Source organism: Photobacterium panuliri (assembly GCF_059920555.1).
Window position 1 is genome coordinate 432432 of the sequence record NZ_CP197193.1, and the last position, 23669, is coordinate 456100.

General features: G+C 43.0%; 23 protein-coding genes and 1 pseudogene. 17 read left to right on the forward strand and 7 right to left on the reverse strand.

Going from position 1 to position 23669, the window contains the following annotated elements:
- Window positions 1-4 precede the first annotated feature (4 nt).
- From pflB to ACSF8X_RS18110, 3 genes are all read right to left on the reverse strand, one after another.
- Complete coding sequence (gene pflB / locus ACSF8X_RS18100; protein ID WP_500851887.1) at window positions 5-2302, reverse strand: formate C-acetyltransferase; 2298 nt, start codon at window positions 2300-2302, stop codon at window positions 5-7.
- Between the two features lie 342 nt (window positions 2303-2644).
- Window positions 2645-3220, reverse strand: a complete 576-nt coding sequence (locus ACSF8X_RS18105) for an outer membrane beta-barrel protein (RefSeq protein ID WP_047879282.1) — start codon at window positions 3218-3220, stop codon at window positions 2645-2647.
- 337 nt (window positions 3221-3557) lie between these two features.
- The gene (locus tag ACSF8X_RS18110; protein ID WP_047879283.1) at window positions 3558-3791 is read right to left on the reverse strand and encodes a hypothetical protein; all 234 of its coding nucleotides are present in this window, start codon (window positions 3789-3791) and stop codon (window positions 3558-3560) included.
- 428 nt (window positions 3792-4219) lie between these two features.
- Here ACSF8X_RS18110 and ACSF8X_RS18115 point away from each other — a divergent pair, with 428 nt between their 5' ends.
- The gene (locus ACSF8X_RS18115; RefSeq protein ID WP_500851888.1) at window positions 4220-4756 is read left to right on the forward strand and encodes a M23 family metallopeptidase; all 537 of its coding nucleotides are present in this window, start codon (window positions 4220-4222) and stop codon (window positions 4754-4756) included.
- Between the two features lie 82 nt (window positions 4757-4838).
- Window positions 4839-5321: a hypothetical protein gene (locus ACSF8X_RS18120; protein ID WP_500851889.1), complete on the forward strand. Its 483-nt coding sequence runs from the start codon at window positions 4839-4841 to the stop codon at window positions 5319-5321.
- 119 nt (window positions 5322-5440) lie between these two features.
- Here ACSF8X_RS18120 and ACSF8X_RS18125 read toward each other — a convergent pair whose 3' ends face one another.
- Together ACSF8X_RS18125 and ACSF8X_RS18130 are read right to left on the reverse strand one after the other, a co-directional pair.
- The gene (locus ACSF8X_RS18125; protein WP_500851890.1) at window positions 5441-6619 is read right to left on the reverse strand and encodes a C45 family autoproteolytic acyltransferase/hydrolase; all 1179 of its coding nucleotides are present in this window, start codon (window positions 6617-6619) and stop codon (window positions 5441-5443) included.
- Between the two features lie 93 nt (window positions 6620-6712).
- Window positions 6713-7405 (reverse strand): hypothetical protein, encoded by a 693-nt coding sequence (locus tag ACSF8X_RS18130; RefSeq protein WP_500851891.1) that lies wholly within the window; start codon window positions 7403-7405, stop codon window positions 6713-6715.
- A 402-nt stretch (window positions 7406-7807) separates the two neighbouring features.
- Here ACSF8X_RS18130 and ACSF8X_RS18135 point away from each other — a divergent pair, with 402 nt between their 5' ends.
- The 9 genes and pseudogenes from ACSF8X_RS18135 (at window position 7808) to ACSF8X_RS18175 (ending at window position 14515) form a co-directional block, all read left to right on the forward strand.
- Window positions 7808-8188 (forward strand): barstar family protein, encoded by a 381-nt coding sequence (locus ACSF8X_RS18135; protein ID WP_500851892.1) that lies wholly within the window; start codon window positions 7808-7810, stop codon window positions 8186-8188.
- A gap of 928 nt (window positions 8189-9116) precedes the next feature.
- Window positions 9117-9313: pseudogene (locus tag ACSF8X_RS18140) on the forward strand (hypothetical protein).
- Window positions 9314-9587: 274 nt separating this feature from the next.
- The gene (locus ACSF8X_RS18145) at window positions 9588-10124 is read left to right on the forward strand and encodes a hypothetical protein (RefSeq protein WP_500851893.1); all 537 of its coding nucleotides are present in this window, start codon (window positions 9588-9590) and stop codon (window positions 10122-10124) included.
- A gap of 1 nt (window position 10125) precedes the next feature.
- Window positions 10126-11010, forward strand: coding sequence for a serine hydrolase domain-containing protein (locus ACSF8X_RS18150; protein WP_500851894.1), 885 nt, complete (start codon window positions 10126-10128; stop codon window positions 11008-11010).
- 469 nt (window positions 11011-11479) lie between these two features.
- Window positions 11480-11824 (forward strand): hypothetical protein, encoded by a 345-nt coding sequence (locus ACSF8X_RS18155; protein ID WP_500851895.1) that lies wholly within the window; start codon window positions 11480-11482, stop codon window positions 11822-11824.
- A gap of 216 nt (window positions 11825-12040) precedes the next feature.
- Window positions 12041-12301: a hypothetical protein gene (locus tag ACSF8X_RS18160; RefSeq protein ID WP_500851896.1), complete on the forward strand. Its 261-nt coding sequence runs from the start codon at window positions 12041-12043 to the stop codon at window positions 12299-12301.
- 1 nt (window position 12302) lies between these two features.
- Entirely contained in the window at window positions 12303-12500 is a 198-nt protein-coding gene (locus ACSF8X_RS18165; RefSeq protein ID WP_500851897.1) for a hypothetical protein, read from the forward strand.
- A 270-nt stretch (window positions 12501-12770) separates the two neighbouring features.
- Window positions 12771-13628, forward strand: coding sequence for a DUF6236 family protein (locus ACSF8X_RS18170; RefSeq protein ID WP_500851898.1), 858 nt, complete (start codon window positions 12771-12773; stop codon window positions 13626-13628).
- Between the two features lie 662 nt (window positions 13629-14290).
- Window positions 14291-14515 carry a hypothetical protein gene (locus ACSF8X_RS18175; RefSeq protein WP_500851899.1) on the forward strand — a complete coding sequence of 75 codons (225 nt, stop codon included), beginning with the start codon at window positions 14291-14293 and terminating at the stop codon, window positions 14513-14515.
- A gap of 224 nt (window positions 14516-14739) precedes the next feature.
- Here the strand turns inward: ACSF8X_RS18175 and ACSF8X_RS18180 are convergent, their stop codons facing one another.
- On the reverse strand, window positions 14740-15783 hold the full coding sequence (locus ACSF8X_RS18180) for a GMP reductase (RefSeq protein WP_500851900.1): 1044 nt from the start codon (window positions 15781-15783) through the stop codon (window positions 14740-14742).
- A gap of 590 nt (window positions 15784-16373) precedes the next feature.
- On the opposite strand from ACSF8X_RS18180, the gene ACSF8X_RS18185 reads away from it, so the two are divergent.
- The 5 genes from ACSF8X_RS18185 to ACSF8X_RS18205 all read left to right on the forward strand — a co-directional run bounded on the left by ACSF8X_RS18185 (window position 16374) and on the right by ACSF8X_RS18205 (window position 21878).
- Complete coding sequence (locus tag ACSF8X_RS18185) at window positions 16374-17288, forward strand: HlyD family secretion protein (RefSeq protein WP_500852115.1); 915 nt, start codon at window positions 16374-16376, stop codon at window positions 17286-17288.
- 3 nt (window positions 17289-17291) lie between these two features.
- On the forward strand, window positions 17292-18218 hold the full coding sequence (locus ACSF8X_RS18190; protein ID WP_500851901.1) for an ABC transporter ATP-binding protein: 927 nt from the start codon (window positions 17292-17294) through the stop codon (window positions 18216-18218).
- Window positions 18215-19312, forward strand: coding sequence for an ABC transporter permease (locus ACSF8X_RS18195; RefSeq protein ID WP_500851902.1), 1098 nt, complete (start codon window positions 18215-18217; stop codon window positions 19310-19312). Before ACSF8X_RS18190 ends, ACSF8X_RS18195 begins: the two co-directional genes overlap by 4 nt.
- 378 nt (window positions 19313-19690) lie before the next feature.
- The gene (locus ACSF8X_RS18200; protein ID WP_500851903.1) at window positions 19691-21250 is read left to right on the forward strand and encodes a methyl-accepting chemotaxis protein; all 1560 of its coding nucleotides are present in this window, start codon (window positions 19691-19693) and stop codon (window positions 21248-21250) included.
- A 292-nt stretch (window positions 21251-21542) separates the two neighbouring features.
- Window positions 21543-21878: a hypothetical protein gene (locus ACSF8X_RS18205; RefSeq protein WP_047879300.1), complete on the forward strand. Its 336-nt coding sequence runs from the start codon at window positions 21543-21545 to the stop codon at window positions 21876-21878.
- 94 nt (window positions 21879-21972) lie between these two features.
- Here ACSF8X_RS18205 and ACSF8X_RS18210 read toward each other — a convergent pair whose 3' ends face one another.
- A complete protein-coding gene (locus ACSF8X_RS18210) occupies window positions 21973-22302 on the reverse strand; it encodes a DMT family transporter (protein ID WP_047879301.1) in 330 nt (109 codons plus the stop codon).
- A gap of 211 nt (window positions 22303-22513) precedes the next feature.
- Here ACSF8X_RS18210 and ACSF8X_RS18215 point away from each other — a divergent pair, with 211 nt between their 5' ends.
- Window positions 22514-23461, forward strand: a complete 948-nt coding sequence (locus tag ACSF8X_RS18215; RefSeq protein ID WP_500851904.1) for a LysR family transcriptional regulator — start codon at window positions 22514-22516, stop codon at window positions 23459-23461.
- Window positions 23462-23669 lie beyond the last annotated feature (208 nt).

The window sequence follows — 23669 nt, forward strand, 5'->3', positions numbered from 1 at the left end:
GCTTTTATACTGTTTGTGTAAAAGTCCGAGAGATCACATCTTGTTGCTGTTCACGGGTTAGTGAGTTGAAACGTACCGCATAGCCAGAGACACGGATAGTCAGCTGCGGGTATTTTTCAGGGTGTTCAATGGCATCTAGCAGCATTTCACGGTTCATGACATTAACGTTGAGGTGCTGCCCACCTTCCACGCTGACCCCATTTTTACCTCCCTCGTGGTGGAAGTAACCATCCATCAGTGCCGCAAGGTTTTGTTTTTGGATATCAACATCTTTGCCTAATGCATTTGGCACGATAGAAAAGGTGTATGAAATGCCATCTTTAGCAAAAGCAAACGGCAGTTTGGCTACGGATGTTAGCGATGCGACAGCCCCTTTGGTATCGCGCCCGTGCATAGGGTTTGCCCCCGGACCAAATGGCATGCCAGCTCGGCGGCCATCTGGAGTATTGCCGGTTTTTTTGCCGTATACCACGTTAGATGTGATAGTTAAAATTGACTGTGTAGGTGTCGCGTTGCGGTACATGGTCATCTTCTGAATTTTCTTCATGAAGCGTTCCACCAAATCGCATGCGATGGTATCGACACGGTCATCATTGTTACCGAATTTTGGATAGTCACCTTCAATCTCAAAATCAACGGCAATGCCGTCCTCATCACGGATAGGGGTAACCTTGGCATATTTTATAGCCGCTAGAGAGTCGGCGACTACCGACAGGCCGGCAATACCACAGGCCATGGTACGGCGAACATCGCGATCCATCAGGGCCATAAGCGAGGCCTCATAACTGTAGCGGTCGTGAGAATAATGGATGATGTTCAACGCAGTGACATATTGAGTTGCCAGCCAATCAAGCATTTCGTCAAAACGCGGCATCAGGGTATCAAAGTCCAGTACGGTATCCATAACTTTGGCAAACTGCGGGCCCACTTGAACTTTTGATTTTTCGTCGATACCGCCATTGATGGTGTAGAGCAAAGCCTTAGCCAAGTTGGCGCGAGCACCAAAGAATTGCATGTCTTTGCCGACAATTTGCGGGCTGACGCAACATGCGATGGCATAATCGTCGTTGTTAAAATCAGGGCGCATCAAGTCGTCGTTTTCGTACTGTATCGACGAGGTTTCGATAGAGACTTTCGCCGCGTATTGCTTGAAGGCTGCCGGTAGTTGTTCTGACCACAGAATTGTCATATTGGGTTCAGGGGCCGGTCCCATGGTGTGCAGGGTATGCAGATAACGGAAGGTGGTTTTACTCACCAAGGTTCGACCATCTACGCCCATGCCCGCCATCGCTTCTGTTGCCCAGATCGGATCACCCGAGAAAAGGGAGTCGTAATCCGGGGTACGCAGGAAGCGAACCATCCGCAGCTTCATGATGAAGTGATCAATCATCTCCTGAGCATCGGATTCGTTGATAACACCGTTTGCGAGATCTCGCTCAATATAGATATCCAAGAACGTTGACGTGCGGCCGAGAGACATTGCAGCACCATTTTGCGATTTTACCGCGGCCAGATAACCGAAATAGGTAAACTGGATGGCTTCCTGAGCGGATTGTGCCGGTGATGACATATCAATGCCGTATTTCAGGCCCATTGTGCGGATATCTTCTAATGCCTGAACCTGATCGGCCAGCTCTTCACGCAAACGAAGCATTTTTTCGAGATCCTGACCTTGCTCTAGAAAGGCTTGAGTAGAGGTAATCTGCTCCAGTTTGTCTGCTTTGAGAAAATCGATACCGTAAAGAGCTAGACGGCGATAGTCACCGATAATGCGGCCGCGACCATAGGCATCAGGTAGACCGGTGATAATGCCTGATTTGCGACAGGCGATAATATCTTTGGTGTACAGATCGAAGCAGGCTTTGTTATGGGTTTTGCGGTATTCGGTGAAGATTTTTTCTACGCGAGGATCAAGTTCACTGCCATACACTTCACAGGAATTCTTCACCATACGGATACCACCGTTGGCAATGATGGCCCGCTTTAGAGGCTTGTCTGTTTGTAGGCCGACAATAGTTTCGAGTTCTTTATTAATATAACCAGCATCATGGGAGATGATGGTTGAAGGCAGATCGGTGTCGAAATCCAATGGGGCATGGGTACGGCTTTCTTCCTTGATACCCTCCAAGACTTTATTCCATAATGCCGTTGTAGCGTTGGTTGCATCAGCAAGGAAAGATTCGTCACCTTCATAAGGCGTGTAGTTCTTTTGGATAAAATCTCGGGTATTGACGTTTGTCTGCCATTCACCTGCGGTGAATCCTTGCCAAGCCTGAAGCATTACTGTGGTTGGAATGGTCATACCTATTTCCTCGAAATGATGGGTATATTGAAAACAACAGGCGTGATGAATAATAAAAGTCAGTTATCTTTTCTGGTGGTTTTAAGGTGTCAAAAGCCCTACCGAAAAGGTATTACATCTTGGAAATTAAATAGTTGCATCACGTCTTTAACTTGGTAGTGATATTATACAAACCCAAACTATGAGTAAAATGAATGGTTATCATAAAAACCATGCATTTATTGCATGTATTGCTGTGTTGTTTTTCAAGGTTTTGATTTTTAAGCTTTTGCTTTTTATTGAATTGTGGGAGAGAGGAAAATAGCTGCAGTTTTTACAGCTATTTTTAATAGTAAGGGGGGGTTAGAATGCGTAGCTCGCGCCAAATAGATATGACTCAGTTTCGAAATTGCCCGCGTTCATATACTGATATTCTATATTTAGGCCAAATCCTGAGTTGAAACGATACTGCCAGCCAAGAGCACCGAAAAAGCCATATTCAGTCGAGCTTTTTTCATGCTCATTGATTTCATAGCTTATACGAGTAGCGGCACCGCCGGCTTTTCCATATAAACTGCTGTTGGAAAACAATGGTACATTACCATACAGCGCTACGCGTCCAGCTAAATAGTGAAAGTTATCTACTTCGATAAGGTTTAGCCAATTGAGAACACCACCGCCACCTCCGGCCATGAATCCTGTTTCGACGCCGATGTATGGACTAAGCATGTAACGATAGTAAAGGTCACCACTAGTGCCCATACTCACATCTAGTTCATTGTGTTCACTATCAATTTTTTCTTCAAGCTCATAGTATTGGTTGCCAATACCACCAATATTGCCGCCGATAACATGCGTGGTATTTTCGTATGCACTGGCAGTGGCGCTAAAAATAAGTCCGCTAAGTATCAGGGCGGATTTTACTACCTTAATTTTCACTAAGATTAACCTGCAAATAATAACTACAATTTGATAACATTTCGCTTCGGTATGATGAAACCGCTATGTACCATTCAGCTATCTAAGAAAATAATGATAAATAAAGCATCATCATGCGGGTTTTTTAAGAAGCGATAAACCGCGGTGAATCTATGCGTGTGTAAGGATAATCACAAATTATTTATTAAATGAGGTGCATACTTTGTGATCTTGGATTGCTTTGGTGGTATTTTGCGCAGCGGCTATTGGCATTAACAACAGCCGAAAGAAAAGGACTAAACTATCTGTAAAGAAAAAGGGATTTAGTTTGCGGAGGTACGTTCAATACAGATTTCTCTTATAGTTCATGGCAGTGATCCTTTGCATAAGACCAATATTTTTTTTCTGCACCAGGATCTGTAGCCAGCAATAGTAACTTACTTCTTAGCTTGTTTAGTCTTGCCTGCTTTTCATCCTGAATTTCTTTGAGACGATCAAGATCCATATCATCTTCACCTTCACCGATATCTCGAACTCGTGCAAGTTCATTGCAGACTTGTCTGGCTAACTCATTAACAGCACTCTGCGGCATAGATTCATCCTCTAGTCTTAAATCCCTTTTAAATGACATTACCGTTGAATTAAAGCGAAGAACACGACCAAAATCACATTTTAACAACTTGGAAACATTTGTTTGGGGTTAATAATTTTGGTTGAAGATGATGCGCTTAAAAAAGCAACAAAAACAGCAGGGTATTAGTGTCTGATTGATAGATAAGTGGTTGAGTTTATAAAATAACCAAGAATTAATAACAGTGAAAAGTGGTAGATAAGGGAGACAGAAAATGCAGTATTGTTGAGCAATACAAAGAATATTGCTCGATGAATGATTTACTTTTCACCTAAATTCACCTTGCAAATGATTCTATTGCACCTTCTCGAAAAATTATGATTTCAGGCTTCTCTTAGGCATCCTGAAATCATCTAATAATATCTGTTAGAAAGCGAGGGGATGATTGAATGCAGTGGGGGAAATGGATCGCTATTGGTGTGGGAATTGTTGTGGGGGCCGGTTTACTTTTCCCTGCGACGACAATGATTCCGGTTCAAGATGCACAATGTAATGACTGGAATAAGAAGACGTTTTGGTATGAACCCTGGGGAACCTCGGGTACGCACAAAGGGATTGATATTTTTGCCAAGCACGGAACATCTGTGATTGCAGCAAGCGATGGCGTGGTGCTGTATGTTGGAGAGTTACCCAAAGGGGGGAATGTAGCGGCGGTGTTAGGTCCCAAATGGCGTGTTCATTATTATGCTCATATGGCGTCTGGGCTAGTATCAATAGGTGATTGGGTGTCAGCGGGGGAAACAATAGGGACAGTCGGTCAAACGGGCAATGCTAGAGGTAAGCCCGCTCATTTGCACTATTCGGTATTAAGCCTGGTGCCATACCCGTGGCTCATCTCCGAGCAGACTCAAGGATGGAAGAAAATGTTCTACCTTGATCCGGCTATAGCATTTGATCGTTGCCAAAACAGAGGTGGTGATTTCTGAAGCACCGATTCATAGCGGCACGGTTAGTGCTGTGAGCTATGTATAGGGGGGATTTGTACGTTTGGTTTCACTGAAAAGCGTTATGATATTCAATGAAGGAGAAAGGTTGTTGAGATATTGGGGATATATAGAACGAGAAGAGTACATTATCCTATTTGAAAAAGAATTTCCGGTTTGTGTCTGTCCCGGAGCTGATGAGTTCTTTTCAGTTTCGGAGCAGGATATTATTAGGCAAATCATTGAAGACAAAGTTCCCTTTGGTGATATAGAGATAACTTATGATGCGTTGTATGCCATTTGTGATGAACATGAAGTTGTAAGCTCCAAAGGTATGATATGGCTGCTGCCGGCGATTTGTCGATATATACTTCATCGTAAGCCTCATCACGGTTATTTTGTAGAGCTGATTCCACTGTATATAGAATTGGGATACTCTGATTATTGTTTCAATTTGAGTTTCTTAACAACTAACCAAAAAGAGTTGCTTTACAATTATTTGGAGTATTGTGCTGAAACCTACGGGATAAAAGTATCCATAGCACAAGATAAACTGACGATGATGTGAAATATATTACTTATTTTACTGATATTTATATTAGCCATTTTAATAAAGCCCACCGAAAATATGGGTGGGCTCTATGAGATACAATGTATTTTTTATAGATACGACGGATGTTGCTAGTGTTAGTAGTTTTTGATAGTGACTACCGGGTGGTTGGCATCAGTATAGATACTCATATCAACATTCTTGCCGTCAACTTTCCAGAACGTAGTTGTAACTGTACTTACCGCGCCGCCACGACCTTTGTATAGCGGCTTATGTTGCATTGTAGGTAGTACATCTTTGAACTCAGTTTCCATATCCATTGTAGCGAGTAGCGTTTCCCCGTGTTCCTTGCGTAGCAGCGTTTGACCACCGAAGTCCCCCTCAATGAAGTCATGGTGAACAAAGTTCGAATGATTGGAGTGAACCATAGAGTCAGCCGCTCCCCAACGCGTGCTATCTTTATAACCATTCTCTACGTTGGATACTTTGCCGTTGGCATCAAGAATTAAATAGGAAAAGTAGGTTGTTGGTGCACCTGCATCAAACACATCTTTAACTTGGTCTGGTGTTTTCGCGTTATATACATCCCATGACATCTTGTAGGAAGGTATTAGGCCCTTAGCGAGAATTGGCCCATTATCGTGCTGGCGTGCTGTGCCTTCATCAGACATGGTATTCATCAGCAGAGGATGCCCCCCGGCAGTGACTCCGCCGTAAGGGATGAGGCCAATCCAAGTTTGAATGAGCTTTGTGTTCCCTTCTAGGTCTGTATGGTTGATAACCATTAGGCCCTCTTCATTGATGCCCATGTAGTCGAAGTTTGCCAGCCCAATGGCTTTACCTTTACCGTTGGTTTTACCCATTACCGTGCATTTGGCCGGGGCTTCAGCTTTTTTCTCGCTTTCTTCTAAGAAACCAAGGCCACCAGAACGCTGAGATTCAAATACTGCTTCATCAGACATGCCAAGCGCGAGTAGGTAGTTTGGCTCAAGGTTGAGCGCATCAGATAAACCCGCGATGTACTCTGCCGAGTCTGGCGAGTGTATCTTCAGTTGGCCGTAAACGTCGTTCTTGTCGAAAGTCTCTTTTAGGTTATCAAGATCCATACCTTCTAGCATTACGCCAAGCATACTGTCAAAACGTTCGATACCAGCCATGATCTGCTGACGGCCAACGTTACCAACGTGCTTACCTAGCTCATAGGTTGACCCAGTAAATTTTACTTCTGCAATCTGGTCTGTATGTTGGATCAATTCAGCTTGTACACTAAACGCAGACGTTATTGCGATAGTTGCAGCAAGAAGTGTTTTTTTCATGGTCATATCTCCGTGCAGCTGGTGGGCTAGGCCACTAGCAGTAATTATTTAAACTGATAATTTATTAAGGGTTATTTTTTACTAAGCCTTGCGCTAGAAGTAGTAGAAGAACCCGAGTTCACCCTTGTTGTCTGAGACCGATTTACTGCCCTTGGCTTTTTGGTTTAGGTTTGTGTAATCAACTTGTACCCACCATTTTCCATCGTCAGAGATTGGCTGCCCGTAGCCGATTTTTGTCTCTAGCTTGCTACCAATGTTGGTTTCCATCCATTGAGGTTGGACAATCATGTATTGGCCCCAGTCACTGAGCGATAGCGAACCAAACAAGTTGGCTTGATAGCCATTGATGTCCATATTTCCAGTCTTGCCTGTAACATATGCGACGTTAGGGTAAATAGTGAATGACTCCCAAGGCGTATTGACTTTGGCAATACCGCCGATGGCGATTAGATCGCTGGTTTGTGTTGCACTCCAGTCCTTGATGTAATCAATTGAAAATCCGGCTTTATCCATTTTGTGAATACCAGTGTCTAGCACTTGAAAATAACGTAAACGACTAACGTTCTTTTTGGAGTATTCGGCTAAACCAAGAAATGTGTTTCCTTCGCTATATTGGCCTGCTATCCCTGCTGAAAATTTCCCATCACCTTTAGTATCGAGTGTTGTCATAGCAAAACTGTTCACTTGAGTAAGATCGCTAGGATCTGGGTTCTCTTCTGCGGCATCAGTCGCCATACATAGAGAGGGAAGTGTTAGTAATAATGCTATTAGTGATTTTTTCAGCATTTATGTGCACCCTTGTTTGTTTCGTTGATGTCATAGTAAGTTTGATATTGAACCTTTTCAAGTCAAAATGTTTAATATCAAAATTTTTTAAGGTCACATTCAGGTTATATAGTGGTAATTGGTCGTTGGTTACGATGCTTCTTACATTTAAGCATTTGAATTTATGCGGTATGTATGTGGGTGTGGTTTCTGTGTTTGTATGTGTGGGGACTGGAGGTTTATAGTATGTTTGATATCAATCCATACTAAGTGGGTTCAGAACAACATTATCGAAGAGATAGGATCAAGGCTTCGTCGTCGATGGCAGCTCGGCAGGGGAGTATTTGATTGGCGTTAATGAGGTTTAGTGATACCGATTTCTCATTTAATACAGGTGAAATATAAGCAGATGCGCATATATACATGCCTATCGTATTGACTTTAAATGGGTCAAAAAAGAAAATTTTTGGAAGGTGTTCTGGGCATTATGGTGAAAACGAGAATTCTGTTTATAGAGGGACTATGCGTATTGATTTAAGAACGATAGAGAGCAAAAGTCAACTTTATGAATTAATGGCTAATTGCTTAGGTTTTCCTGATTTTTATGGAAAAAACTGGGACGCATTTTGGGATTGCCTTTGTGATCCAGGTTTACGCGATTCAGATTTGCCTAAAGTCATAGAGTTTGTCGGTTCTAGTCATTTGAAGTCGACTCTCCCTGAGTGTTTCGAATCCTTAAAAAGTTGTTTTGATGACTTGAGACGAGAGTATCCAAACATAGATACCAGAGTAGAATGGAACTAATATGCCATAACGCGCGTATGAGCCTTTGGGGTGTCAAGGGGTAAAGCAACTCCCCTTGTTGGTACAGCCGCCAATATGATCGAACAACAAAGCTGTCTGCTTCGCTCTGTCGATTATCGTCGTTTACGACATATATTGAGGGGGCTTTTACTGCGGTCTCACCGCTGGTTGGTAGTTTTATGCTGGGCCAGGCTAGGCGTTCTCTAGCCATACATTGGTTAACTTGAACCGGCTTCCATCCCGATAATAGCAGGAGGCAAGTTGGCAAAGAATGTGAGTAGCTTTCTTCGAGATATTGTTTGTAGATCAGGGTGTTGCTTTTGTTATTCTCACTGTGGATACTAAAGGAATGTTTGGCTACATCAATGCCACAGATAGAATGTGACATGGCAGCCTCCGGCTGAGTATCTGCTGGGTGAAGGGGAGTCTATGTCGTTCGTCAGGTTTTAGGAGAAAAATGGATTACTTCAAACATACTCGATTCAGGTAGAGGCGACCATTCGAAGGAGTGGTCACTCGAATAAACCTATTCGGGAGTAAATTATGAAAATTGCAAAACGAGCTTTGCGCAGACACCATATTCAACGAGTTAAGAACAATAGAAAAACGTTCTGGGGTAATTCAGTAAATATTTCAAATCGAAGATTAGGTATTTGTGCATCGACGCCTTGCGTCTGTTCATGCTGGATGTGCGGTAATCAACGTAAATACTATGGTGCGAGTTTTAGTGACAAGAAGCGAAGCTTAATCATTGGTAGCTAATAAGTTCTAGCTGAATTGATATTCGTTTTTAAACAACCAAGCGCCCAATCGGGCGCTTTTTTACGCTCAGAACCAAAGCGTAAAATCATCACGCATAGAGCAGGGCCACGTAAAACGCATTTTTCCTATCCTGCAGTATCAAAAACCGTAGTTGCAGGTAAGTAATATGGCACTAAGCAAAACATCATTGAAACAGAAAATCATCAAAGAGCTGCAAGCCAAGGGCTTCGTGGTCGATGGCGAGTTCGCCTAAGCTGGCAACATGGCGAGGCCATCGCCAATGCGATCGTGGATGAGTTCCCCGAGAACGCCAAGGCCAATGTGACAAGTGGCAGTTCGGCAGGGGAGTATTCGATTATCTGAAAGGAGAGCATGGACTCTGAAAAGAGAGTTGCCATGTCTTTGTTCGTTTAATTTTGCAATTGATATATTCATTTTTCATATCGGTATTGATGAGGTCTCATTAATACCGACAAAGTATGTGTGAATAGGTATACTTTCGCTGCTATTGTATTGACTTTAAAGGGTTTTAAAAAGAAGCTTTTCGTGAGGTATTCTGGTGAAAGCGAGAATTCTGTTTAAAAACACGGTTAAATGGATATTCTGTCTTTTGAATCGTCGCATAAAAAGGATTTATATGAAACATTATTTTAAGCGTGTACCCAAGATATCAATGATACTAGTGAGTGTGTTTTTATTATCGATTCCCAGCGCATTTTCACAAACTAAGGCGGACAAAAATCCCTATACAGGTGTTTTTCAATCTGAAAACGACTCGACCATTAATTTTATTGTACTAGAACGAAATGGCAAAATAATAGCTCGTAATGTGTGGGGAGTTGAAGAGTTAGATCTTAATGAAGCACATAGTTTTACTCTTAAAGAGTGGGGGTTAACTGGTCAATTTTCAGGTGTTAAAGAGGCTAATTTTCAAAAGTATGTAGAAGAAATAAATGGTCAACAGCACCCGTTTAATCGTATCAATGTAGAGCCGTCGATTCCCTTTTTATATAATAGCAATCCTAATTTTACTGATTTTTCTGCCGTAGATCAGGAGAGTTGCTCTGAGGAATATAAGCTTCATTCTTTAGCTAAAAACAGCAAGCATCCTGAAAAAATTGAAAAATTAATCAAGCAAATAAAATCAGATAGATACGGTTGGGGGGCAAGATAGTTTGTTGATTTATAAAGACAATAAACTGTTAATAGAAGAGTATTTTAATGGCTGGGAGCGTAATGACCCACACCAACTTCAATCTGTGAGTAAAAGCATTACTTCATTATTACTCGGCAGTTTAATTACCGAGGGTAAATTAACGGATGTGAATACACCAATTATTAAATTTTCACCTCAATATGCTCATATATTAACGGCAGATAAATCAAAAATAACTTTAGCCAATTTTTTAAATATGTCGGCAGGCCTTGAATGGGATGAGTGGAGCGTTCCTTATACAGATCCTAAAAATACCCGTACGGCAGAAATGGGAAGTGATGATTCGGTCGCGTTTACACTAAAACGTAGCTTGACGAATAAACCAGGGGAGCACTTTTCTTATAGTGGTGGCTATGTTTCCGTTGTTGGTGGTGTTATAGATACAGCCACTAAGTTGCCGACTGTTGCAGATTATGCTCGTGATAGTGCATTAAGTGCTTTGTGTTTTAAAAATAGTTTTTGGTCAAAGCAGAATGATGGCAAAACCAATACTGCAGGTGGTGCAATGATGCGCCCATTAGATATGCTCAAAGTTGGCCAGTTGATGCTTAATGAAGGTATATGGCAAGGCAAGCAGGTTATTGATAAGCAGTGGGTTATAGACTCAATGAACCCCGAGACTAATCCTTATAACGATACTTACGGTTATTTTTGGTGGCATAATAGTTACTCTATTGGGGAGAAAAACTATTCAGCAGTTTTAGCTAGTGACTGGGGTGGGCAAGAGATAGCCATTATTAAAGAGCTAAACTTAGTGGTTGTTAAAACAGCCTCAAACTTCGCAGGGCAATCTCAACTTCCTATAATGATGAAACGCTTTATTCTACCTGCTTTTTTTGAATAATTGATGTTTATCTTAGCAGTTTAGTGCTTGCCATTTAACAAATCATTTAAACGGGAAATTAACAGTTGGCCATCGCTTCGCAATTTTAGCCAACTATTAATTTCCGCTACATGGACTCCCCGGGTTGTCAACAACAGCTGTCGATAAGGTTTGGGACTGCTCCTCTATTTTTTGTCTGTTTACAGGGCTAGACGAGGCGTCCCCCTAGCCATACATCGATTAACCTGAGCAGTCTTTCATCCCGACAATGGCAGGCGGTAAATTGGCAAAGAATGTGAGTACCTTTCCTCGATATATTGTTTTGCGGATCAAGGGGTTGCCATTGGTATCCTCGCCGTGGATACTGAAGGAATGATTTGGCTAAATAAATGCCATAGATTGAAAGTGACATGGTGGCCTCCGGCTTAGTATCTGCTGGGTGAAGGGGAGTCTATGTCATTTGTTATGAATAATTTGGTTAGGTGGTAAATTGGATAATATTGTAGCATTAATATTACTTGCTGCTCTGGGATGGATAACAATTCCAACGTTTTTCTTTTTTGCCCTGTTTTTTGTGGTTTGGTTGGTTTTGAAATCGCAAAATAATGAGTTGATTCAAGGACGCTATGTAATTTTGAAGGAGGTTGACTGTGTTAGAGGGCTGTGGTTTAACATGTCTAGTTTTATGGAAGAGAAAGCATTTCTGCAACTACAAAATGGTTGGCTAAAAAGTCTTTTAAAGTTTATCTACCCTCTGTACTTTTTTTTGGATCTAACATTTTTACTTGCAGTAGTAGCATTTTTACTAATGGCTAGTTGGTTATGTTTTTCGTGAAAAATTATACATAACGGCTACTTGGACTCCCTCGGTTGTCACCAACAGTTGTCGATAAGATAAGGTTTGGAACTGCTGCTCTACATTCGGTCTCTCTACAAGGCTAGATTTGCCGAATGACATTGGTCCTCGTTCTTCAACAATTAAGCGCCCACTCGGGCGCTTTTTTACGTCCGGAACTTAGACGTAAAATCACTACGCAAAGGAGTATGCTAGTTGGTCGACCAAGCGGGCAACTTCGAGCGCAAGACTGATAAGGATGAGCGTATCGAATGCCTTAATCAACGGGTTAAGGTGCTGGAAAACCTTATCGAAGAGATAGGATCAACCCGTGTGACCAAAGCGGCCTACATTGTCGAGCAGGCCAGAACCATCAAGATGAACGGCGGCAAGGGTGTGTGTACTGGTGCAACCATCTGCCCGTTCACGGGCAAGCCCCATGTCGACGTATCAAAAACCGTATTTGCAGGGAAGTAACATGGCACTAAGCAAAGCATCATTGAAACAGAAAATCATCAAAGAGCTGCAAGCCAAGGGTTTCGTAGTCGAGGGTGAGTTTGCCCAGGCCGGCAACATGGCAGAGGCTATTGCCAATGCGATCGCGGATGAGTTCACCGAGAACGCCAAGGCTAATGTGACAAGCGGCAGTTCGGCAGGGGAGCATCCGATTATTTGAAAGGAGATCATAAACTCTGAAAAAGAGACTGATCATGCTTTTGTTCTTTTAATTTTGAAATTGATATGGTCAATTTTTCATATCAGTATTAACGAGATCTCGTTAATACTAATTTCTTATTTAATACAGGTTAAAAGTGTATAAATTCGCATACTTATACGCTTATCGTATTGACGTTAAAGGGTTTTAAAAAGGAAATTTTCGGGAAGGTCTTCTGGTAAAAGCGAGAATTCTGTTTCAAAAAAACTATTATACGAGATGGTGACGAAGATGGAAAGAGGGATAATAATCACGCCAAATTATACCATTTTAAACAATGGTCATGGTCTTCAAATGAATGGTGGAGTCGAACCTACTAACCTAAGAAATTATTTACTTTTTTGGGATAAAATTGATTATCCAACCAATAACATGATTCACATTGGTGGTGGGGCTGATATTGATTTTTTAATTCAAGAGGGGTACGCCAAATCGACACATATTCTATTTCGTGAATTAAGAGGTGATCAAAATGGTTTATTGCCTCTTACAACTCAAATGGCTGCTTATGAAGAAAATAATAAAAAACAGCAAGAGGAGTGGAGTATTGCCCAGCCAACCGATACTTTGTTAATTCCAGAGCCATATGCTAAAACGCAAGGGTGTTTAGAGTTTGAATTATATAATGCAATTCAGATACCTACAGGCGATGTTCCGCTTAATGAGGTTGTTGATTTTAAACAGAAGAGGTTACCTGAACTGTTGGCTCTAAGAGACTCTATGGACTCAATAGTTGAACAAATCGTAGTGAGTCAAGATATTCCAAAGCGTAAAAATAGAGCAATAAGTAAGCTTCATCGTGATTTGAATGACTTTAATAGGGTGATGAAAGAGACTGGCTTTCAAAGAGTTAAGCGTTCACTTACTGCTGTAGCAACAGATCCTTGGTTTAGTGTCGCTGGTGCCGGTGCGTTGGTAAAAGATTACTTGCCTCAAAATTATCAACCTTATGTTCAGGGGCTAAATGTTGCAGCTCTTGGTGCATGTGCTTTGAGATTTGCTTATAAAGAACTAAAAGTAGGTAGATCAATACCAAATGAATATAAGCATTTTGCATATCTTTCTTCAATTCAAAGAGAACTCGTATAAAAAGGCAATCAAAGTGATTATGGATTCCCCCAGTTGTAAACAACAGCTGCCGATAATATAAGGTTTAGACTGTTGCTCTACAAGGCTAGATTTGCCGAATGACATTAGTCTTCGTTCTTCAACAATTAAGCGCCCACTCGGGCGCTTTTTTACGTCTAGACCTTAGATATAAAATTGTAATCATCACGCAAAGGGCAGGGTGACGTAAAACGCACTCCTCCTCCCCTCCTGCGGGCTGTGCGATCGCAAATTATTTCAGTTTTGATTTTCGCATTTTTCTATCGCTTTCTGCGCAGCCTAATGCCTGCCAAGCCACCGCGAATACTGGGCCAAGGGGTAAAGTAGGGGAGAGTAATACAGCCCTGAAATCGTGTATCAGGAATTTCAAACAATGATCTAAATTTCACTGTTTTTCAGTTTAATGATCTGCAGCTGTAGCGGTGAATCTAATTTAACTTATTGAATTTAAATGAAAGTTCGTGCTTTACGTGGCAATTTTCGGTGAGATGAAAGATCACGGGATGATCGCAATAGCAGTTAAACCAAATAAAAACAGTTGGTTAGAGATTTACCAAAACTGAAATTTAGTTTTTGGGGCAGTTGAATCGCTTGCAGAGAAATATCAAAATTATGTGCAGTCTAGCCATCACATAGAGGGAGCTATGAGACAGTCAATTAAGCCTGAGCAGTTGGAAGTATTGATGGGTGTGTATTCGCAAAGGGATCTACCAGAACGGACGAGGGAGGCCGTTAGGCTGCGGATAGTTCATGGCTATGCTTTCGAGTTAGCAGAGCTCCAGACAGGAGTGACCAGACAGAGGATTGCTGCAGCGGTGAGAAAGTTGGAAAAGGCCCACGAAGCGATTCGTTCGGTGTATGGTTTGTAGTTACTCTACGCTCTGCATTTTTGCATAAATCAACGCAATCTATTCAATAGGTTCAAAATGCTGAGAGTGTTCGGCACTCTGCCTGCTAATCAGCCAGGTACGCACATTGGGTGATGAAAGAGAAATTGTAAATTTTGGCTGTCGCCACTTTGTCGCCACTTTTTGATTTTAGGTACGAAAAAGGCCGCTCGAAAGCGGCCTCAAATTATTCGGAAATACCGAGTTTACTCTTTACCGAAAACGTTGTTTTCTTGCTCTTGAACTCGGATGAAAGTCGTGCGCTTAGTTAGCTCTTTAAGCTGCGCCGCGCCAACGTAGGTGCAGGTTGAGCGCACACCGCCCATGATATCTTGGATGGTGAAATCCACTGAACCACGGAAAGGCAATAGCACGGTTTTACCTTCAGCAGCACGGTAGGTGGCAACACCGCCAGAGTGCTTGTCCATCGCGCTTTGTGAAGACATTCCATAGAATTTCATGAACATCTTGCCGTCTTGTTCGATGATTTCACCGCCGCTTTCCTCGTGGCCAGCCAGCATACCGCCTAGCATAACGAAGTCTGCGCCGCCACCGAAGGCTTTGGATACGTCACCGGCACAGGCACAACCACCGTCACCGATAATACGACCGCCAAGGCCGTGAGCCGCATCAGCACACTCAATAATGGCTGAAAGTTGAGGGTAGCCGACACCTGTTTTAACACGGGTAGTACATACAGAACCCGGGCCAATACCCACTTTTACAATATCAGCACCGGCAAGGATCAGTTCTTCAACCATATCACCCGTTACGACGTTACCAGCGCTGATAACCTTGTCAGGGAAGGCCGCACGTACTTTTTGTACATACTCTACAAGGTGTTCGGAGTAGCCGTTGGCAATGTCGATGCAAATGAAGATAAGATCATCAGAAAGCGCCATGATGTCTTTGGTTTTCTGGAAGTCAGCATCAGATGTGCCGGTAGAAACCATTGCGTTGTTCAATACAGAAGCATCGTTGTTGGCAACGAAGTCTGCCCAGTCAGCGATAGTGTAATGTTTGTGGATAGCCGTCATTACACCATGCTTGGCTAGGGACTGAGCCATGCGGAAGCTACCTACAGAGTCCATGTTAGCGGCAATAATAGGTACGCCAGACCATTGACGGCCACTGTGTTTAAATGTAAACTCGCGGGTTAATTCAACTTGAGAGCGACTTTTAAGGGTAGAACGTTTCGGACGGAACAGTACATCTTTAAAGCCTAGTTTCAAGTCTTGTTCGATACGCATTGGGTTATTCCTTTTCTCGACCTAATTATCGAATAGTTGCTTTCTGGCTTTCAGCTATTGGCAGATAGCGGTTAGATCACCGGAAAGCAGGCACAAAAAAACCGGAGCGTTGGCAGACGCTCCGGTTTTCAGCATTATAGGCAGAGAAAGTTAATTAGCAAGACTGATAATGTAAATTTTTTTGTGTTATCTTCCCGAAGATTATAAATCCATTTTTCCTACCTGCCAAACAGGTTTCATATCTGAGTGATCTGTTCTTTGGGCAGAACAACTGCTCCCTTCCAATTAATATTATTCATTTCTTTGAGAATGTTTAAACAAGACATGTCTTAGCCTTGTTCAAAAATCAATATTTTGTTATTGACTTTAAATATTAAGCTTGTATTTCCACTTTTTGCCTGCCTCATTATTAAGTTATAAAAATCATTGCCTTATGTCTTTTATGCGGCTTCATTTATTTTTTTAATTTGTGATAGAGGAATGAAAATATGCTTTGTAAGCCATGGTAAGGTAATAAATAGAGGGAAGGCAGAAATGAAATAAAGGATAGGGTAATGCGAGTGAAATTCCTTACTTTAATTGTGCTTATAATGACGGTGAGCGGATGTAAATATGAGTCTCCTAGTCAAGCTTTGGGGGTTCTTGAACGTGACAGGGTGACTTATTCTGCGACGGCGAGCGAAATTATTCGTGAATTACCCGTAAAGGAAGGGAGTTTTGTTGAGCAAGGAGAGTTATTGGTCAGGCTGGATAGCAAAAATCAGCAAGCGGTTTTGGCTCATGCTATGGCTGATGAGGCAAAAGCTGCTGCCCATTTGTTGAAATTGACAAATGGTGAACGGCCCGAAGATATAGCAGCGGCCCAGGCGAAAGTTGCCCGAGCGCAAGCACAGCTTACAGAGGCTGAGAAAAATTACCGCCGTAAGGCAGAATTAGTTGCCAAAAAGCTGATCAGCCAATCAGAAAAAGACACGGCCTTGGCTGTTCGTGATTCAGCGCGAGCGCAGCTTGACTCCGATAGGGAAAAGTTTGACAAGTTGACCGCCGGTGCTCGCCTAGAAGATATTGAACAGGCAAAAGCAGAATTGCTGGCGGCCAAGGCCGATGTGGCGTTGCAGGAGCAAAAACTGGCAGAGCTGGATATTGTGGCAACCCGAGACGGTATTTTGGATAACTTGCCTTATAACCTAGGGGAGCGGGTTCCCGTTAATGGTATCGTTGCCGTTATGCAGGCTGGTGTTCGCCCGTATGCACGTGTTTATGTACCGGCTGAGCACCGGGGGAATATGGCCCCAGGGGTGAGTGTCACTGTGCATGTGGATGGGGTGGAAACGGCAATGGAGGGAACGGTGCGTTGGGTGGCGACTGAGCCATCGTTTACTCCTTATTATGCACTTACCGAGGACGAGCGGACGCGGTTGATGTATTTGGCGGAGGTCGATTTGCCCGAAAGTGCGGCTAATCTGCCATCAGGTATTCCATCACAGGTAGATTTGTTGGAGTAACCAATGACAGAGTACGCGATTCAGGCGAGCAAGGTAGTTAAAAAATTTGGTGATTTTAGCGCGATCAACAACATTACTCTCAATGTACCCAAAGGATCAATTTACGGTTTCCTTGGGCCGAACGGGTGTGGGAAATCAACCACAATTCGCGTGTTGACCGGGTTGCTTAGTCCTACTGAAGGGGAGGTTTCTGTACTTGGGCTTACCATTCCCGAGCAATCGGAACTGCTGCGCTTGAAAATTGGTTATATGACGCAGAAATTCTCACTTTACGACGATTTGAGCGTTTGTGAGAACCTTGAATTTATCGGCCAGATCTTCGGTATGGAAAAAGCGGTGCTGGTTAAAAGAGTTGATGAGCAGCTTGTCAGATATGGTTTGGACAAGCGTCGCCATCAGCGGGTATCAGGGATGAGTGGAGGACAGAAACAGCGTCTGTCGCTGGCGGCGGCAACAATGCACAATCCGGAATTGCTTTTCCTTGATGAGCCAACATCGGCAGTCGATCCTGAAAACAGGCGAGAGTTCTGGGAGCAGCTGTTTGATTTGTCTGCCCAAGGAACAACGATTTTGGTGACTACTCACTATATGGATGAAGCTGAACGTTGTCATCGGCTGGCTATCATGGAAGCAGGAGAGATCCGAGCCGATGGTTCGCCGGAACAGTTGATGGACGAGATGGGGGTACAGGTCATCGAGATCAAAGCTGAGCGGTTGCGTGAGTTAAAAGATAAGTTACTGTTGCTACCAGAGATCAGATCCGCAGCTCAACTTGGTATTCGCTTACGGGTATTGGTTAATCAAGACGTTCAGCAGCCGATGGTATGGCTGAGGGATAAATTCCCGCAACTGATTGATTGTGAAATGAATATCGCACGACCGAGTTTGGAGGATGTTTTTGTTTCGGTAACAGGAAAGGGACGGCAATGAAGAGTTTTTATCGAATGAAGGCAATTATGGTGAAGGAGATTCGCCAATTGTCTCGAGATCGAATTACTTTTGGTATGGTCGTTATGATCCCTTTGATTCAGTTGTTGCTATTTGGGTTTGCTATTAATACCGATGTGCGAAATATCCCGATTGCTGTTGTTGATCAAAGTGGTAGTGCTGCTGGTCGAATTGTTACTGAATCGGTGAGAGTGACACAGGTCGTTAATGTCAAACACCAGTTCAGTACCCCACAGGAAGCGGAGCAGGCAATAGCGGAAGGAGATGTCAGGGCGGCATTGATCCTTCCAAGTGATTTGACCCAGCGGGCCATGCAAGGGAGAGTTTTGGGGCAGTGGATTGTCGACGGTTCGGATACCATGATCAGTGCAGCCATTCTGGGGCTACAATTTATGCCACTGACCGACTTGGATTTTGAAGTACGACCTGTGGTGAAAAAAACCTTCGAGGTGGTGCTTTACTATAATCCGACCCAGCGTTCGGCGATCAATATTATCCCCGGCTTACTTGGCGTTATTCTTACCATGACGATGATATTGTTCACTAGTGCAGCGATAGTGAGAGAGCGTGAGCGAGGCAACCTAGAACTGTTAATTACTACGCCTATTCATTCAATGGAACTCATGGTGGCAAAAATCGTTCCTTATATTTTTGTCGGTTTAATTCAGGTTGTGATTATCCTTGGGTTGGGTTATTGGATATTTAATGTACCAATAAATGGAGCAATAAGTCAGATCCTTCTAGGTACCTTGTTATTTATTTCTGCCAGCCTGACTTTAGGGTTGGTTATTTCCACCATTGCCACGACACAATTGCAGGCGATGCAAATGACAGTATTTATTTTATTACCGTCAATATTGTTGTCGGGCTTTATGTTTCCCTATGAAGCGATGCCAGTAGTTGCACAATGGATTGCTGAGGTCTTGCCTGCGACGCATTTCATGCGGGTGATCCGAGGTATTGTGCTTCGGGGAGCAGATGTTATCGATTTGTGGAGAGATACGCTTTGGCTAGCGGGCTTTACGTTGATTGGTCTGCTAGTGGCAGCCAAACGTTTCAGAAAATCTCTGGATTGAACATGTCGTTTTGTCTGGCTAGCTGTTCACAATTGTATTGATTTTTAAGATTGAGTTATTTTAGAGGTGGTTATTTTGCGTGATGAAAAATGCTCGCAAAACAACTATCTGCTAGTATTTTGTTTAACTTTTGATCCTTTATTGTTTGTTTATTATTCGCAATTTGATTTGAGATAAAAATAAACTATCTAACCTCACTATTTGGAACATCTCTTTAGGTAAACACTAGTGATTTGTGTATTATTTTGCGTGAGGAATAAAAATACCAATAACTCAAATCGCCAATTTTACGGCGCGTCAAGGACGGTATTTTGGCGAAGGTGACGTCGTGTCTCAAAGGGTTAACAATTAGCTCACGAGATATAAAGGAATGGGTAAATGAAAAAAATAATATTAATTGTCGTTAGCATCATGTTTGCAATCGCGGCGATAACAAGTATCTCATCAACGTCTTATATCTCACATCAAGAGATAGATAAGATTATTTTAAAGAAATCAACGGCTCAGGCTGAATTACTCGCAAAGAATGTGGAATATATTCTTTCTAGTTCATCAGCGCCTATAGATGACTTACAAGCATTGCTTCTTTCACTTAAGTCACGCACAGATATTAGCTATGCAGTTGTTATAGATAAAAATATTAAAGCTGTAGCGCACAGTGATGTAGAGAAAATCAATAAAATTTATAATGACAGCTATACCATAGATAGCGCAGCTAGAGGTAAGGCGCAGCATTCAAAATGGTATGCAGATGTGCAGGATGTTTGGGTGTATGACATTATGGTGCCGGTCTATGTTGGCGGCCAGTTATATGGTGCATTTGATGTCGGTATCCCAATTACCGAAGTTAGCAAAGCGGCTAACGATATCATGTTTACACAGCTAATCGCTATTTTGTCTATTTTTGCCCTTTGTGGTTGTGTACTTATGCTCTTGCTTGGCCGCATGCTCAAACCATTGGTGAGTTTGCAGCTGGCCCTTGAGAATATTTCCAAAGGTGATGGTGATTTGACTATTCGCTTGCCGGTAAAAGGTGACGATGAAATTGCCCATATCTCGAAAGCGTTCAATGTTTTCATTAGCAAAATTAACGATATTGTCGCGCAAGTTGTAAATACTGGCCATGCATTGGGACAGTCTGCCTCAGAAGTGCGTAATCAATCCCAGCATGCGCTTTCTCGAGGTCATGAGCAGAGCGAGCAATCGTTACTGGTGGTTACCTCGATGAATGAGATGATTGCAACAATTAGCGAAATTTCTCAAAACGCTGCGGGTGCAGCTGAATCGGCTGAGCAGGCAAACTTGGAAACGCAAGAAGGTCGTCAGATCCTTCAGCATGCTACTAGCAAGATTGTTGCCCTTGCAGAGCAGATGAATGCGATGGCGGAAGTGATTACAGCGCTGGCAGGGAAAACCCAGTCGATTGGTTCGATTTTAGATGTTATCCGTGGGATATCGGAACAAACTAACTTGCTGGCGTTGAATGCGGCTATTGAAGCGGCTCGTGCTGGTGAGGCGGGTCGCGGCTTTGCAGTTGTTGCCGATGAGGTACGTAATCTGGCCACCAAGACAGCGCATTCAACAGAAGAGATCCAGACGATGATCGATCAGCTTCAGCATGAGGCACAAAATGCGGTGGATGCAATGGATAGCAGTAAGCAGTTGACGGCGGAAGGGGCTGAATCGACAGAAAAAGCCCAGCAGGCCTTGGAGCTGATTTCTGCTCAAGTGATGACTATTTTGGATATGAATACGCAAGTTGCGACGGCGACAGAAGAGCAGTCAAGCGTAGCCAATGAGATCAACTTGAATATGGATACCGTTGACCGTTCAGTGAAGGTCGGTCTGGAGGCAAGCCAAGAGCTAGAGCAAACTAGCCGTGAGTTGGCTGAGTTGGCGAAGGATCTTGATCAGCAAGTGGGCTCATTCCGAGTTTAATCAGCGCCTGCTTACTGTTTGTCTGTCACAGTGTTATTATGAGAAAAGACCGCCGAGAGCGGTCTTTTTTTATGCACCAGTGGATCGAGACAGTGAACTTACTGAGGTATGTTCTGTGTTGCCAATAAATATATGAAGCAAAGATGTGATTAGATATGTGGGTTAGCTGTGACATTACGGGCAAAAAGTGCACAACTATGTCAAAATTTTCTGATTTGAGCCTCAATATCTTTCAATATTTGATAATCTTTGCATAATCTAGCAGACTCAGTGAACTTCAGGTGCATTGGCCTTGTTTAGCAAAAGAAAAACAAAAAATGTATTTCCTCTCGACTTTTATGGTGAAGAGGGGAGTTGGCGCTTTATTATCCGGGCGGAGCATCCTCGCGAAGTGTTAGATGCAATGTACTGGCGTGCCTATATTTCTTGTCACCGGAAAGACTTTGATTTGTTGCACATGGCAACAGCAAAGTTTAATTATAAATATAACTATTCAGCCTCGGATGGATCTGAGCTTCATTATGCATCAGGCTCGGACGCACTGCGTGTTAATATGATGGGCCCAATAGTACCTATCTCGTCGATTTTAAAGAAGTTTTCTAAAGATAAAACACAAGACGACGAATAAATATCTGGTTAATTATTTTTGCCGAATATATCGTTTGATTAATAAAAAAGGTGCATGATGCACCTTTTTTATTTTGGGGAATATATAAGCGGAATTAATGGGCATGGGTATGACCGGCGAGATTAATTACGCCAATACCGATAGCGATAATGATCATTCCTAACCACACTTTCGGGTCGAGTTGCTGCTTATAAATAATGGCTGACATAGCGGCAACGCTGATGATTGCCATCCCTGCCCATAAGGCATGCACGATTCCGACCGGAAGGGTACGCATTGCTTGTCCTAGGCACAGGAAAGCGACCAGGTGACCAAGGATGACAATGCAGCTTGGGAGCCATTGAGTGAAGCCATTTGTGGCGCGAAGTGCTACATGTGAAGTTGCTTCAGCAAAGACGCCCAAGAAAAGGAAAATCCAACCCATTTTAATTCTCGTTGTTGATGTTCTCGTTAGGCTTATCAGTATAAATATTTCTTCTGAGATGATAATGCCTTTCCATTGCAAATAAATATTACACATGGGTAATAATTGGTGTTCAATAGCGTCAAGAGGTGACAATTATGAGCAGGACGATAGACTGGTCGGCTTATTTGAACGTAGCGCTCATGGATGAGATTGAACGAGCGAGAGAGTCATGATTCACGAGCAAGCCAGCCAAATGGTAATTTTTCATACATTGCTATCGGCGGGCAGTTTTACCGAGGCCGCAAAACGGCTCGGTGTCTCCACATCCCATGTCAGTAAGCAGTTGGGACAGCTTGAAGCCGCGCTGGGTGTGAAGCTTGTACAGCGTACTACGCGCTCGCTGACTCTCACCGAAGGCGGGCATCAATTTGCGGTCTATGCCAAGCAAGTTGTTGATGCTGTTCAAGGGGGATGTGACAAGATGGCGGAGCAGCGTGATGATGTCACGGGTGTTATAAGGATAGGGCTGTCCCAATCGTTTGGTAGCTTGCATATGATTCCGGCCATTGAAAATCTTCGTCGGCAATATCCCGATTTACAGGTTGAGCTGAGTCTGTTTGATCACCGTGCCGATATGTTGGCCGATAGGCTGGATCTGTGGATCACAAATTATGAACATTTGCCCGAGGGTTTTGTTGCCCAGCGCTTGGCAGACGTTCGCTTTGTGCTGGCGGCATCCCCAAAATATTTGGTCGAGCACAGGGCGCCACTGCATCCGTCGGATTTGCAGCAGCATAATTGTTTAACTTACCGTAGCCGCCAAAGGGACTACAGCGAATGGCTGTTTACCAAAGCAGGTGAGTCTTTGAATATAAAGGTGGCAGGTAATTATCGGGTGGATTTGGCCGAAGCGGTTCGGGATGCAGCGATAGCAGGATGGGGAATCGCGTATCTGGCATCTTATTTACTGCGAGATGAGTTTCGTGACGGGAAACTGATTCAATTATTGCCAGACTGGCAGCCAAGTCAGCGTATGCCATTTTATGCTGTCTATCCTTCTCGTCAGCATCTACCACGAAAGATCTCTGCAGTTCTGAATTTCTTCAAAACCTATATCGGTGATGAGCCATATTGGGATAAAGCCTTGCGCCCTTGGGTACAGTTTAGTGATGAATAAACAGTCAGACAGCCTATGCATATTGTGTGCTGTGACATAAACATTTTTTCCATTTGGCAATAATTGGAGTCAACAAGTATTTAGTGGCTTGATAAACAATACCTTGAGGGTATTGGTGTTGTTTGGGTATCTGAGCATAACAAATCAATAACAAAGAGTGGTTGCAGTGTGGTTACCGATTCATACAATGCGCTGCTCTATTTTATGA

What these genes read in the sequence shown, in the direction of transcription:
- ACSF8X_RS18175 (WP_500851899.1), top strand. Translation starts at nt 14,291, where the DNA reads ATGAGACAGTCAATTAAGCCTGAGCAGTTGGAAGTATTGATGGGTGTG.
- ACSF8X_RS18145 (WP_500851893.1), top strand. Translation starts at nt 9,588, where the DNA reads ATGAAACATTATTTTAAGCGTGTACCCAAGATATCAATGATACTAGTG.
- ACSF8X_RS18130 (WP_500851891.1), bottom strand. Translation starts at nt 7,405, where the DNA reads ATGCTGAAAAAATCACTAATAGCATTATTACTAACACTTCCCTCTCTA.
- ACSF8X_RS18110 (WP_047879283.1), bottom strand. Translation starts at nt 3,791, where the DNA reads ATGCCGCAGAGTGCTGTTAATGAGTTAGCCAGACAAGTCTGCAATGAA.
- ACSF8X_RS18170 (WP_500851898.1), top strand. Translation starts at nt 12,771, where the DNA reads ATGGAAAGAGGGATAATAATCACGCCAAATTATACCATTTTAAACAAT.
- ACSF8X_RS18210 (WP_047879301.1), bottom strand. Translation starts at nt 22,302, where the DNA reads ATGGGTTGGATTTTCCTTTTCTTGGGCGTCTTTGCTGAAGCAACTTCA.
- ACSF8X_RS18200 (WP_500851903.1), top strand. Translation starts at nt 19,691, where the DNA reads ATGAAAAAAATAATATTAATTGTCGTTAGCATCATGTTTGCAATCGCG.
- pflB (WP_500851887.1), bottom strand. Translation starts at nt 2,302, where the DNA reads ATGACCATTCCAACCACAGTAATGCTTCAGGCTTGGCAAGGATTCACC.
- ACSF8X_RS18190 (WP_500851901.1), top strand. Translation starts at nt 17,292, where the DNA reads ATGACAGAGTACGCGATTCAGGCGAGCAAGGTAGTTAAAAAATTTGGT.
- ACSF8X_RS18185 (WP_500852115.1), top strand. Translation starts at nt 16,374, where the DNA reads ATGACGGTGAGCGGATGTAAATATGAGTCTCCTAGTCAAGCTTTGGGG.
- ACSF8X_RS18165 (WP_500851897.1), top strand. Translation starts at nt 12,303, where the DNA reads ATGGCACTAAGCAAAGCATCATTGAAACAGAAAATCATCAAAGAGCTG.
- ACSF8X_RS18215 (WP_500851904.1), top strand. Translation starts at nt 22,514, where the DNA reads ATGATTCACGAGCAAGCCAGCCAAATGGTAATTTTTCATACATTGCTA.
- ACSF8X_RS18180 (WP_500851900.1), bottom strand. Translation starts at nt 15,783, where the DNA reads ATGCGTATCGAACAAGACTTGAAACTAGGCTTTAAAGATGTACTGTTC.
- ACSF8X_RS18115 (WP_500851888.1), top strand. Translation starts at nt 4,220, where the DNA reads ATGCAGTGGGGGAAATGGATCGCTATTGGTGTGGGAATTGTTGTGGGG.
- ACSF8X_RS18125 (WP_500851890.1), bottom strand. Translation starts at nt 6,619, where the DNA reads ATGAAAAAAACACTTCTTGCTGCAACTATCGCAATAACGTCTGCGTTT.
- ACSF8X_RS18195 (WP_500851902.1), top strand. Translation starts at nt 18,215, where the DNA reads ATGAAGAGTTTTTATCGAATGAAGGCAATTATGGTGAAGGAGATTCGC.
- ACSF8X_RS18135 (WP_500851892.1), top strand. Translation starts at nt 7,808, where the DNA reads ATGCCTATCGTATTGACTTTAAATGGGTCAAAAAAGAAAATTTTTGGA.
- ACSF8X_RS18120 (WP_500851889.1), top strand. Translation starts at nt 4,839, where the DNA reads ATGATATTCAATGAAGGAGAAAGGTTGTTGAGATATTGGGGATATATA.